Origin of the sequence: Pantoea sp. X85, assembly GCF_029623675.1 — a bacterium.
In the GTDB taxonomy this organism is placed as follows: Bacteria; Pseudomonadota; Gammaproteobacteria; order Enterobacterales; family Enterobacteriaceae; genus Pantoea; species Pantoea leporis.
In genome coordinates this window covers 477,041-488,976 of sequence record NZ_CP121108.1, presented here as the reverse complement: position 1 = coordinate 488,976, position 11,936 = coordinate 477,041, and the positions used below count along the sequence as shown (strand labels likewise).

At 57.5% G+C, this 11,936-nt stretch carries 12 protein-coding genes and 1 tRNA gene; 9 read left to right on the top strand and 4 right to left on the bottom strand.

All coding sequences use genetic code 11. The features are described from left to right. Window positions 1–35 precede the first annotated feature (35 nt). The 4 genes from P6287_RS02175 (at window position 36) to P6287_RS02160 (ending at window position 3,950) form a co-directional block, all read left to right on the top strand. Window positions 36–1,337: an anaerobic C4-dicarboxylate transporter gene (locus tag P6287_RS02175; protein WP_101762301.1), complete on the top strand. Its 1,302-nt coding sequence runs from the start codon at window positions 36–38 to the stop codon at window positions 1,335–1,337. 83 nt (window positions 1,338–1,420) lie between these two features. Then, a complete protein-coding gene (locus P6287_RS02170; protein ID WP_277974436.1) occupies window positions 1,421–3,121 on the top strand; it encodes a protein-disulfide reductase DsbD in 1,701 nt (566 codons plus the stop codon). A 66-nt stretch (window positions 3,122–3,187) separates the two neighbouring features. Beyond that, a complete protein-coding gene (locus tag P6287_RS02165) occupies window positions 3,188–3,766 on the top strand; it encodes a transcriptional regulator (RefSeq protein ID WP_101762303.1) in 579 nt (192 codons plus the stop codon). 108 nt (window positions 3,767–3,874) lie between these two features. Continuing rightward, window positions 3,875–3,950: transfer RNA gene (locus tag P6287_RS02160), tRNA-Phe, on the top strand. An 88-nt stretch (window positions 3,951–4,038) separates the two neighbouring features. Here the strand turns inward: P6287_RS02160 and P6287_RS02155 are convergent. Beyond that, window positions 4,039–4,338: a helix-turn-helix transcriptional regulator gene (locus P6287_RS02155; protein ID WP_008109607.1), complete on the bottom strand. Its 300-nt coding sequence runs from the start codon at window positions 4,336–4,338 to the stop codon at window positions 4,039–4,041. After that, complete coding sequence (locus tag P6287_RS02150) at window positions 4,325–4,690, bottom strand: type II toxin-antitoxin system RelE/ParE family toxin (protein WP_277976874.1); 366 nt, start codon at window positions 4,688–4,690, stop codon at window positions 4,325–4,327. Before P6287_RS02150 ends, P6287_RS02155 begins: the two co-directional genes overlap by 14 nt. 461 nt (window positions 4,691–5,151) lie before the next feature. On the opposite strand from P6287_RS02150, the gene P6287_RS02145 reads away from it, so the two are divergent. Then, window positions 5,152–5,847: an RraA family protein gene (locus P6287_RS02145; protein ID WP_101762304.1), complete on the top strand. Its 696-nt coding sequence runs from the start codon at window positions 5,152–5,154 to the stop codon at window positions 5,845–5,847. 134 nt (window positions 5,848–5,981) lie between these two features. On the opposite strand, the gene P6287_RS02140 is transcribed toward P6287_RS02145, so the two are convergent. Beyond that, window positions 5,982–6,902 carry a DMT family transporter gene (locus tag P6287_RS02140; protein ID WP_277974435.1) on the bottom strand — a complete coding sequence of 307 codons (921 nt, stop codon included), beginning with the start codon at window positions 6,900–6,902 and terminating at the stop codon, window positions 5,982–5,984. 270 nt (window positions 6,903–7,172) lie between these two features. Here P6287_RS02140 and P6287_RS02135 point away from each other — a divergent pair, with 270 nt between their 5' ends. Genes P6287_RS02135 through P6287_RS02120 form a run of 4 tightly spaced genes read left to right on the top strand, consistent with a single transcriptional unit; the run spans window position 7,173 to window position 10,502 of the window. Next, the gene (locus tag P6287_RS02135; RefSeq protein ID WP_277974434.1) at window positions 7,173–8,012 is read left to right on the top strand and encodes a transporter substrate-binding domain-containing protein; all 840 of its coding nucleotides are present in this window, start codon (window positions 7,173–7,175) and stop codon (window positions 8,010–8,012) included. Window positions 8,013–8,014: 2 nt separating this feature from the next. Further along, window positions 8,015–8,725, top strand: a complete 711-nt coding sequence (gene pxpB, locus P6287_RS02130) for a 5-oxoprolinase subunit PxpB (protein ID WP_137385029.1) — start codon at window positions 8,015–8,017, stop codon at window positions 8,723–8,725. After that, window positions 8,722–9,708 carry a biotin-dependent carboxyltransferase family protein gene (locus tag P6287_RS02125; protein WP_277974433.1) on the top strand — a complete coding sequence of 329 codons (987 nt, stop codon included), beginning with the start codon at window positions 8,722–8,724 and terminating at the stop codon, window positions 9,706–9,708. Before pxpB ends, P6287_RS02125 begins: the two co-directional genes overlap by 4 nt. A gap of 20 nt (window positions 9,709–9,728) precedes the next feature. Continuing rightward, complete coding sequence (locus P6287_RS02120; RefSeq protein ID WP_277974432.1) at window positions 9,729–10,502, top strand: 5-oxoprolinase subunit PxpA; 774 nt, start codon at window positions 9,729–9,731, stop codon at window positions 10,500–10,502. Between the two features lie 33 nt (window positions 10,503–10,535). Here the strand turns inward: P6287_RS02120 and P6287_RS02115 are convergent, their stop codons facing one another. Then, a complete protein-coding gene (locus P6287_RS02115) occupies window positions 10,536–11,738 on the bottom strand; it encodes a pyridoxal phosphate-dependent aminotransferase (RefSeq protein ID WP_192412586.1) in 1,203 nt (400 codons plus the stop codon). Window positions 11,739–11,936 lie beyond the last annotated feature (198 nt).

Genomic DNA, 11,936 nt, shown 5'->3' with positions numbered 1-11,936 from the left:
GTCGGGATTTCTCCGCGGCTCAGGGAGTGGAACGAATGGTAGTAGTGGAGTTGGTTATTGTCCTGCTGGCGATCTGGCTCGGTGCGCGTCTGGGCGGCATCGGTATTGGTTTCGCGGGCGGTTTAGGTGTGCTGGCGTTGACGCTGATTTGCGGCTTGAAACCCGGCGCGATTCCCTTTGATGTAATCGAAATTATCATGGCGGTGATTGCCGCAATTGCCGCGATGCAGATCGCCGGTGGTCTCGATTATCTGGTGGGATTAGCAGAACGCCTGCTGCGCCGCCATCCACGCTATGTCACCTTCCTTGCGCCGCTGGTCACCTATGTCATGACGCTGCTGGCCGGCACCGGCCACACCGCCTTCTCCACCTTGCCGGTGATTGCCGAAGTGGCGAAAGAGCAAGGCGTGCGCCCGTCGCGTCCGTTGTCGATTGCGGTCGTCGCCTCGCAGATTGCCATTACCGCCTCGCCGCTCTCGGCGGCGGTGGTATTCTTCGCTTCAATCCTTGAACCGCATGGCGTGAGTTATCTGGCGCTGCTGGGTGTGGCGATTCCCTCTACCATGGCAGCGATCTTCTGCGCCGCCATCATCACCAGTTTTCTCGGCAAGGAGCTCAGGGATGATGAGAAATATCAGGCGCGTTTAGCGAAAGGTGAAGTGAAACTGCGCGGTGAGCAGGTTTATGACATCAAACCGGGCGCGAAGCGTGCCGTATTGCTGTTCCTGATCGGCATCGCCGCCGTGGTGCTCTACGCCACCGCGATTAGCGACAGTGTTGGCCTGATCAGCAATCCCGTGCTGCCGCGCAACGAAGCCATCGTGGTGTTTATGCTGACCGTTGCCACGCTGATCTGCCTGACCTGTAAAGTCGATACCGGTGAAATCCTCAGCGCCAGCACCTTTAAATCGGGCATGAGCGCCTGTATCTGCGTGATGGGCGTAGCGTGGCTGGGCGATACCTTTGTCAAAGCGCACCTCAACGATATCCAGGCGTTAGCCGGTGACATGCTGCAAGGTTATCCGTGGATGCTGGCGCTGGTGCTGTTCTTCGCCGCCACGCTGCTCTATTCGCAAGCCGCCACCACCAAAGCGTTGATGCCTGCCGCGTTGATGCTGGGCGTCTCGCCGCTGGCCGCCGTGGCGTCCTTTGCGGCGGTTTCCGCGCTGTTTGTGCTGCCAACCTATCCTACGCTGCTGGCCGCGGTGGAAATGGATGACACCGGATCAACCCGTATCGGCAAGTTTGTGTTTAATCACTCCTTTATTATTCCCGGCGTGTTAGCGATTGCCTTCTCGGTGGCGTTTGGCTTCCTGTTTGGCAGCCTGATTCTGTAGCGCGTTTACATCCTGAAAACCTCGTGGCGAAGCGGTCGTGCTATTATCGCGGCCTATTCGCCACCGGAGCTCACTCATTCGCTATGGCTGCACGACTCTTTCGCCTTGCCGGCTTTTGCCTGGCGCTGGTTTTCTGCCTTTCGGCACAAGCCTCACTCTTCTCCCCGAACAACAACAGCCGCTTTGTGCCGGTTGATCAGGCGTTTGGCTTCGATTTCACTCAGCAAGGCAATCAGCTGACGCTCAGCTGGAAAGTGAAGGATGGCTACTATCTCTATCGCCAGCAAATCCACGTCACGCCGCAAAAAGCGCAAATTGCTCCACTCACGCTGCCGCCGGGCCAGCCGCACGAAGATGAGTTCTACGGCAAAAGTGAAATCTATCCGCAGGATCTGCAACTGCCGATCACGCTGCGCCAGGCCGCTGCCGGCGCGACCGTCACCGTGACCTATCAGGGCTGTGCGGCTGCGGGCTTCTGCTATCCGCCGGAAACCCGCGCGGTGCCGCTGAGCGCGGTTGCCGCCAATCAGGCTGCGCCTGCGGTCAGCGCGCAGCCCACCAATCACAGCACGCCGCTGCCGTTTTCACCGCTTTGGGCGCTGCTGATTGGTATTGGCGTCGCTTTCACGCCGTGTGTGCTGCCGATGTATCCGCTGATCTCCAGCATCATTTTAGGAGGCCCGCGCCGCTATTCGATGGGGCGATTGTTCGCGCTGGCGATGGTGTATGTGCAAGGTATGGCATTGACTTACACCGTGCTCGGCATGGTTGTGGCAGCGGCCGGATTACGCTTCCAGGCGGCGCTGCAGCATCCTTACGTGCTGATTGGCTTGTCGGCGCTGTTTATCGTGCTGGCGCTGTCGATGTTTGGCCTGTTCTCGCTGCAATTGCCTGCCAGCCTGCAAACGCGCCTCACGCTGTGGAGCAATCGCCAGCAAGGTGGCTCGCTGCCGGGCGTATTTATGATGGGCGCACTGGCCGGATTGATCTGCTCGCCCTGCACCACCGCACCGCTCAGCGCCATTCTGCTGTACATCGCGCAGAGCGGTAATCTGTGGGCCGGAGCAGGTACGCTGTGGCTCTATGCCTTCGGCATGGGCCTGCCGCTGATTGCCGTGACGATGTTTGGCAACAAGCTGCTGCCAAAAAGTGGGCCGTGGATGCAAACCGTCAAAGAGGGTTTTGGCTTTGTGATTCTGGCGCTGCCGGTATTCCTGCTGGAGCGCGTGATTGGCGATCTGTGGGGCATCCGTCTGTGGAGCCTGCTCGGCGTGGCGTTTTTTGCCTGGGCATTCAGCCTCAGCCTGCGCGCCAGCGGCAAATGGCGCGTGCTGCAAATCATCATGCTCGCCGCCGCGCTGGTCAGTGCGCGCCCGCTACAGGATTGGGCGTTTGGCAGCAGCAACAGTGCGCAAGCCGTGGCGCATCTGCCGTTCCACACCATCACCAGCAGCGAGCAGCTCGACAGCGCGCTGCAGCAGGCGCAAGGCCGTATCACCATGGTTGATCTCTACGCCGACTGGTGTGTGGCCTGCAAAGAGTTCGAGAAATACACTTTTAGCGATGAGGGCGTGCGTAACGCCCTAAGTCAGGTACAACTGCTGCAAGCCAATGTCACCGCCAATAATGCGCAGGACAACGCGCTGTTGCAGCATCTGCAGGTTTTAGGTTTGCCCACCATTCTGTTCTTCGATACGCAAGGCAAAGAGATCCCCGATTCGCGCGTCACCGGCTTCCTCAACGCCGCCGATTTCCGCGCGCATTTGCAGAATGTGTCACGTTAAACGACACTGTCAGCAGGACACTGCCCGTTCGTCCGCGAGCGGGCCCGCATTCCAGAGGAGAGTCACTTGCAACGTGAACAAATACTCGAGCATGCGTTGAATGTGCTCGAACAAAGTGGCCTGGCCGCCACCACTTCCCTAACTCAGCTGGCTGGCGCAACCGGTCTTGAAGCCGAACAACTCACGCGTTTCTGGCCCGATCGTGATGCTTTGCTGTATGACGCGCTGCGCTATCACGGCCAGCAGATTGACAGCTGGCGTCGTCAGGTGCAGCTTGATGAACACCTCAGCGCCGAACAAAAGCTGTTAGCCCGCTACGAAGTGCTGAGTGAGCACGTCAGCAAAGGTCGTTTTCCCGGCTGCCTGTTTATCGCCGCCTGCAGCTTCTATCCGCAACCCGATCAGCCGGTGCATCAGCTAGCCGAACAGCAAAAGCGCAGTTCCTGGCAATTCACCCATGAAATTCTGGTCGATTTAGCGCTGGATAATCCCAGCATGGTGGCCGATCAGATGGAGCTGATTCTGGAAGGTTGCCTGAGCAAACTGCTGGTGAAACGCAACGTACAGGATGTCGCGACGGCGCGCCGTCTGGCGGAAGATGTACTCGGTATCGCGCTGTGCCGCAAAAATGGTGCGCTAGCGTAGCCTTTTTGTTCACCTTGTCTGAAAAGCAAGCAATCAATCACGATTGCACCGCTTTTTTGACGAAAGCCGTTGACGGCTGTAAGCCATTAGGGTTTAATGCGCCCCGTTGCCCGGATAGCTCAGTCGGTAGAGCAGGGGATTGAAAATCCCCGTGTCCGTGGTTCGATTCCGCGTCCGGGCACCAACATTCTGAAAACCCAGCTTATGGCTGGGTTTTTGCTTTTCTGCGTTCTGAAAAAGATGCCGGTTTCTCACGGACATCTTCCTCCACATCAGATCTGAAATATCCGACCATCTCCGGTGGGAAGCTCAACATTCAGACTCAGCTTACCGCCTAACGCCTCGACATACTTTTTCAGGCTGGAAAGTTTTATCTCGTCACCTCGCGCCTCAATCGCCGCGATCGCAGGTTGCGAGATACCCATCTTTTCAGCCAGCTGAACCTGTGAAAGTTCCAGCTCCTCACGCAACTGACGCAGGCGGATTTCCATGATTTTTTGGTCGGCCTTATTTTTAATACGCTCCTGAGATTCAGGGGAACGCTGCGCAATCAGTTCTTCAAGTTTTGGCATGGGTTAATTCCTCCAGATGCTGCTTGTACTCTTTATCAGCTAGTTTGATCATCGATTGGTAGAAACGCTTCTGATTCACGCCAGTTTTATCCCCCGCACACAGCACGATAGCCTTCCTCACGGGATCAAACGCGAAAAATGCGCGAATCGGCCTTCCATTGCTTTGAACGCGAAGCTCCTTCATGTTGGCAAAACGAGAGCCGGTGACGGTATCGACATCCGGTCGCCCCAACATTGGGCCAAACACCTTCAGCAGTTCGAGACTCGACAGCACATCTTCAACCATTTCATCATCTTGTTCTTGCAGCCATGCTGCGAAGAGCAAAGTAATTTCGACTTCCCAACTGTTCAAAATTGCCTCTCATAAACTGTAGTTTATATCCATGCCATATAAACTGGAAGTTATATTTTGAGAGATGATTTGCATCATGATTTCTACTTGCCGCTGCACTTAACGTTTTAGATTTGAGAGTTGCCTCTGAAAAATAATTAAATACTCAGCTAATACTTTTAATCTATCTCCCCATAATAAAATCCAATAAAATTAATTATCAGTGAGTTAAATTCACCCGAAATATTAATTCGTGATCCTGTCTCGGTTAGCCGTAACATCCCCTGCGTAACACCTGCGCAATCGCGTAAGCTAAATCATATGCCAGTAATCATCTGCTGATTCAGCTTGTTAGCTGAACACTCTATTCAATGAAGTAATGACTCATCAAAACAAAAAATAAAACCTCTTACTTTTACATTTAATTATTTACCCAGGAACACAACTCGATTAATTAAATCACTCCCTACAGGAAAATAACCATGAGCGCAGGAAACCGAATCTATTTACGTCGTCCCGCCGATGCCGAACCGCTGTTGGAAGCTTTTCGCCGGTTACCGGCTGCGGTGGTGGCGGATTGCATGAGCCGTTTGCCCGCCTTGTCGGCCGAGATCAGCCTGAAAACCGCGCCGCGCCAACCGATCATGTGTGGCCTGGCGGTGACGGTTAAAGCGCGTTCCGGTGACAACCTGATGCTGCACAAAGCGCTGGATATGGCGGGCCGAAACGATGTGATTATTCTGTCGAACGAGGGCGATCGCAGTCAGTCGCTGATGGGCGAAGTGATGGCGACCTATGCCAGACAGCGCGGTATGGAAGGCATTGTGCTGGACGGACCGGTCCGCGATATCGAAGGGTTGTCACGCATGGACTTCCCCATCTACGCCGCCGGTCACACGCCGGGCGGCCCGTTCAAGGATGGTCCGGGCGAGATCAACGTGCCAATTGCCTGCGGTAAAATTCACGTTTCACCGGGCGATATCGTGCTGGGCGATGCGGATGGTGTGATTGTGATTCCTCGCCAGGATGCCGCACGCATTCTCGAAGCGGCGCAGGCGTATTTAATCGTTGATGAACACAACTTCGAGCTGGCGAAAACCGGCTCACTCGAACGCAGCTGGCTGGATGAGACGCTGCGCACCAAGCAGGTTGAAATCATTGATGATGTGTTTCGTTAGAAACAAAACCGCGCGATAAATCGCGCCGCTACCGATGCGTGCACCTATGTGTAGCGGCGCAATTCATTGCGCGATAAATCGCGCCGCTACGGATGCGTACACCTATTTGTCGCAGCGCAAATTATTGCGCAACGCTAAGGCGTACTGCTCACCATCGCCAGTTTGCGCTGGCGATTCTCACGCCACACCGCAAATATCCCGGCCAGCGCTACAATCGATGCGCCCAGCAAGGTGGTGCTGCCCGGCAGGCTGTTCAGGAACAGATAACCAATCAGCATCGACCACACCAGCGTGGTGTAATCGAACGGTGCCAGCAGTGACGCATCGGCGTAACGCAGGCTCAGCGTCACCAGAATCTGCGCCAGCCCCCCAAACAGGCCGCAGCCCACCAGCAACAGCAGCTGTATCGCGCTGGGTTTGCTCCAGCCAAACAGCGCCGTCGCCAGGCCAATTACGGTAGTCATCAGTGAGAAATAGAACACGATCGCGCCCGGCTTCTCGATGCCGTTGAGGAAGCGAATTTGCACGTTAGAGGTCGCGGAGCACAGCGCCGCCAGCAACGCACATGCCATACCAATGCTCGTCGTCGCGTTGCTGGCCCCATGGGAAAACAGCGCGCCGCTGGTGCTCAGGCTGGAAGAGAGCATGATCAAAATGCCGGATAATCCCACCACCACCGCGACCCAGCGTGAAACCCGCACCCGCTCTTTCAGCAGCATCGCCGCCATGATCACGGTAAACAGCGGCGCCGCATAACTCAACGCGGTGGCATCGGCCAGCGAAATATAGACCAGCGCCAGATAGTTAAAATACATGCCGCCGGTGCCGGAGAAGCCGCGAATAAAGTGACCACACAGGTTACGCGTCTTGAGATTTTCCAGCACGTTGCCCTGCATTTTCAACCAAATCAACAGCGGCAACAGCGCGATAAAACTGCGGAAAAAAATCACTTCGCCGGTGGGAATGGCGCCGTTCAGCCCCTTCACACACGCCAGCATCAGGGTGGCGCACAGCGCGGCCAGTATCTTCAGTAACACGCCTAATCGGGCATTCATGCTTTTTCACTTCTCTCTACCACATGTAATCGGCGGGACTGCCGAGAGGACTTGCAATCAGCCTGGCGAGAAAAGTGTGCGCTGGATAACACTTTTTTGCTCTGCCCGAATAGAAAGAACTTATGCGCCGCTTAGCCATATTTTTTTGCTATTGCACGACAGGGTTTCCCTCTTTTTCGCCTGAAAACAAAGCCGATATAGTCCAGAAAAGCGAGAACGCAGGCGCTCCGTCCCGGTGACGCCGTGGTATTCATCATTGAGGAAGTTCACATGACCATGAAAAGACTTACCACCATCGGGCTGGCACTGCTGCCGCTGCTGGCTATTTCGGCTGCGCATGCCGACATGATGGCCAACATCAAATCCAGCGGCGAGCTAAAGTGCGCGGTCTATTCGGACGTGCCGCCCTTCTCTTCTCCGGATCCGAAAACACGTCAGCTGGCGGGCATGGATATCGATCTGTGTAACGCGCTGGCGAAGCAGATGAACGTCAAACTGACGCTGGTGCCCACCTCGGTGGAAGCGCGTATTGCGGTGATTGCTACCGGCCGCGCCGACGTGCTGATCGCCAATCTGGCCTACACCAAAACGCGCGGCAACCAGATTCAATTCAGCGATCCCTATTACGTCGCCAAAGAGATGCTGCTGGTCAAAGCACCGCTGGCCGACAAGCCGCTGAGCTATTTCAAGGGCAAACGCATCAGCGCCACCAAAGGCACCACTTCTGAGCAATCAATCCATATCAAAGGCGGCAAAGCGGTGACCTTCCAGGATTCAGCCTCCGCGTTCCTCGCGCTGGAGCAGAACAAATCGGTGGGCTTCGTCACCAACACCATGACCGGCATCAAAACCATTTCGCAGGCAAAAAAAGACGGCATCAATCTGGCGATGATCAAAGAACCGATGGCGCTGGAGCCGATTGGTGTCGGCATGAAGCGTGATGAACCGGCGCTGCTGGCCAGCGTCAACAGCAGCCTGAAGGCGATGGACGATGACGGCACCATCGACAAAATCTGGGATACGTGGATTGGGCCCAACACCGAATACAAAATGGTGCGCGAAGAGCGCGTACAGCCGCTCTCCAGTCTGAAATTTGAACCGCTGGAATAACCATGCCCGTGACGTCGCACTCTGCTCTCCAGCCTGCCAGCGTTCCCGCGCTGGCTTGCTCCTCTGCTATCAAGCTCTCCACCATCGGCGCACGCGCGTGGCTGGTGGAAGCGCCAGGCGGTTTCGATCTCCCGGCGCAGCGCCGCATCTGGTCGCTGGCGCGCCTGCTGCATGCCGATGAAGCGATTGAAGCGCTGATCCCCGGCGTCACCAATCTGCTGGTACTGTTCCGCCATATTCCAGCTGATGAAATCGCCGTGCGCATGCAGCTGCATGCCGCATGGGATCAGGCGCAGGCGATCAGTCCGCAGGGCAAACTGATTGAAATTCCGGTGCATTACGGCGGAGAACACGCCACCGATCTCGAGGCGGTGTGCCGCCATACCGGTTTGAGCCCACGCGAGGTGGTGCGTCTGCACCATCAAAGCGAATACACGGTGTTTGCATTGGGCAGCGCGCCGGGCTTCGGTTATCTGCACGGTCTCGATCCGCTGCTGGCGACACCGCGCAAGAAAGTGCCGTCGCTCAGCATGTTGAAAGGCACCGTCACCATCGGTGGCGCGCAGGCGGGCGTTTCGGCGCTGACCGGCCCGAACGGCTGGAATGCGATTGGTTTTGCCGAGCTGGCGGTGTTTGACCCGCTGGCCGCATCGCCCGCGCTGATGGCACCGGGCGATCGCATCCGTTTTCTGCCGCAGAGGATTGAGCTGTGATTGAGATCGAACAGAGCGGTGCGCTCAACACGGTGCAGGATTTAGGTCGCTTCAACTATCGCCACATCGGTGTATCGGTGAGCGGCGCGATGGATCCGCTGGCGCTGCGTGCCGGTAATTTACTCCTCGGCAACGACGAAAATGCGGCGGCAATTGAAGTGCAGCTGTTCCCGTTCCGCGTGCGATTTTTGCAAAACAGCAGCATCGCGGTGACCGGCGCGGATTGCCGCGCCACGCTGGATGGCACGCCGCTGCCGCCATGGTGGGGCTGCGGCGTGCGTGCCGGGCAAGTGCTGGAACTGCGTTATCCACGCAGCGGCGCGCGTGGCTATCTGTGTGTTGCTGGCGGCATTGATGTGCCGCTGGTGCTTGGCTCGCGCAGTACCGCGCTGCGCGGTGGCTTCGGCGGCGTTGAAGGACGTCCGCTGCAGCGTGGCGATCGGCTGGCGATCGGCGAAAATCGCGGCCCGGCACTTCCGCACAGCGGCATCGGTATTGAACCGCCAGACAGCGCATTACACGCCAGTTTTCCCCGCAACAGCGCCGGAGACATTCAGCTGCGCGCCATTCCCTCCGGCGAATACCCGCTGTTTGCCGCCGATGCCGCGCGCTTCTGGCAGCAATCCTGGCAAGTGTCGAATCAAAGCAATCGCACCGGCTATCGGCTATCAGGCGATCCTATCTTCCCGTCAGAAACCGTTGAGATGCGATCGTACGGGCTGATCCCCGGCATTGTGCAGGTGCCGCCGGGGGGGGAACCGATCATCCAGCTAAGCGATGCCAATACCGCCGGCGGTTATCCGAAGATCGCTGGCGTGATCGAGCAGGATCTGTGGCGGCTTGGGCAAGTGCTGCCGGGCCAGCCGATCCAGCTGATCCACAGCGATGTGCGTGAAGCGATCGCCATCGAACAGGAAGTGGCGCGCTGGCTGAGCCGTTTGCGCTTTAGCTGCCAGCCACTGCGTAAAGCGCTTACCGTTTAATCCGCACAAGGAAACCAGACATGAAGATTGATGTGAATTCCGATATGGGCGAAGGCTTCGGCGTTTACCAGCTGTGCGATGACGCCGCGCTAATGAAAGTGGTGTCATCCGCCAATATCGCCTGCGGTTTCCACGCTGGCGATCCGGCGATCATGACCAACATGGTGCGGCTGGCGAAGGCACATGGCGTGGGCATTGGCGCGCATCCCGGCTTGCCGGATCGCCAGGGTTTTGGCCGCCGCGAACTGCCGTTTAGCGCCGAAGAGATTTGTCAGCAGGTGGCCTATCAGCTCGGCGCGCTGACGGCGATTGCCCGCGCGGAAGGCACCCACGTTTCCCACTTCAGTTTCCACGCCGCGATGGGCAACATCGTCAACCGCGATGCCGACCTGGCGCAACAGGTGATGGAGTTAGTGGCGCGCATCAATAGCGAGCTGATCATCTTCGCCCAGCCCGATACGATCATTGAAGTCGCGGCGCAGGCGGCTGGCCTGAAAACGCTGACGCTGTTTTTGGCCGACCGCGCCTATGACGCGCAAGGCCGTCTGGTGCCGCGCGGCATTGCCGGTGCGGTGATCAACGAGGAAAGCGCGCTGCGCGCCCGCGTGCGCCAGTTTTTGCAGCACGGCACGGTGACGACGATTGAAAGTGAAGAGATAGCGGTGCGTGCGCGCTCGATTCTGGTTCACAGCGACACGCCAGGTTCCTTGGCGCTCGCCACCATTGTGCGCAGCGAAATCGAAGCCAGCGGTCATCAGGTAGCCCCGGCGGCGGAGGTTATACAATCCAGGTAAAAAACCAAGTCGCCTTTTTTGGCGACCTGGACATTAAACACAACCACCACAAAACGCCGCAATGCGATCGCATCCCGTCTCTAACCGCTCCATGCTCGTGGCATACGACAACCTGATAAACGGGCTCATGCCGTACGCCGCGCCCTGCACCGTCACCACGTGCTGCTCCTCAATCAGCGCCAGCACAAAATCGGCATCGTTGGTGATCAGCCGGCCACCGGCGCTGGTTTTACCGATGTAGCCCGCGATATTCACAAACAGATAAAATGCGCCCTGCGGTTTGTGGCAGCGCAGGCCATCAATCGACGTCAGGCGCTCCAGCACGTAATCGCGGCGCTGGCGATAGATGCGCGCGCGCTCCTGCAGCAGATCCTGCGGGCCCTCCAGCACCGCCACCGCCGCGGCCTGCGTTAAGGTGCAAACACCGCCGCTGTTCTGGGTATTCACGTTGCTCATCGCTTTGATCAATGGCGCCGGGCCGCCGCAGAAGCCCAATCGCCAGCCGGTCATGGACCAGGCTTTCGACACGCCGTTCACCGTCAGCACGCGGTCAACCAGGCGCGGCTCAACCTGCGCCAGCGTGTAAAAACGCACATCGTCATAAATCAGGTGTTCATAGATATCGTCGGTCATGATCCACACCTGCGGATGGCGCAGCAGCACCTCGCCCAGCGCGTGCAGCTCCGCTTGGCTCGCCACCGAACCGGTGGGATTGCTCGGGTAGTTGAGCAACAACCATTTGGTTTTGTCGGTAATGGCGGCGTCTAAATCGGCCGGCAGCGGTTTGAAGCCGTTCTCCTGTGTGCAGGGTAGCGCCACCGGCACGCCACCAGCGAATTTGACGATATCGGCATAGCTGATCCACGACGGCGTCGGGATCACCACTTCATCGCCTGGATTGATGGTCGCGAGGATCGCGTTAAAAATGATCTGCTTAGCGCCGCCGGCGGTGAGGATCTGGCTGACGTCGTAATCGAGCTGATTATCGCGTTTGAACTTCAGCTGGATCGCTTTGCGCAGCGCTGGCGTGCCGTCGGTGGGCGGATAGCGCGTATCCCCGGCGCGCGCAGCGGCATAAGCGGCTTCAATCGCGTGAGGTGGCGTGGGGAAATCGGGTTCACCGGTAGATAGCGCCACCACATCAATGCCCTGCGCCGCGAGATCGCGGGCCTTTTGGGTCATGGCAACGGAGGCAGAAACGGTCACATTCTTTAATCGATCGGCTATCTCGGGCATGGGTTAATCCTGGCTCAGTGTCAGCATGAACGGTTTGCAGCAAGCTGCAAACACGACGTTTACCAGAGGATAGGTTTTTGCCCGAAGCGGCGGTTAATAGTGCTTTGTTGTGGTGATATAACACAAAGCGATGACTGAACCGACCGCACACTTTCGCCATAAAGGTGGCGAGCCTGATGTGGAAATGCGCGGCAGGTC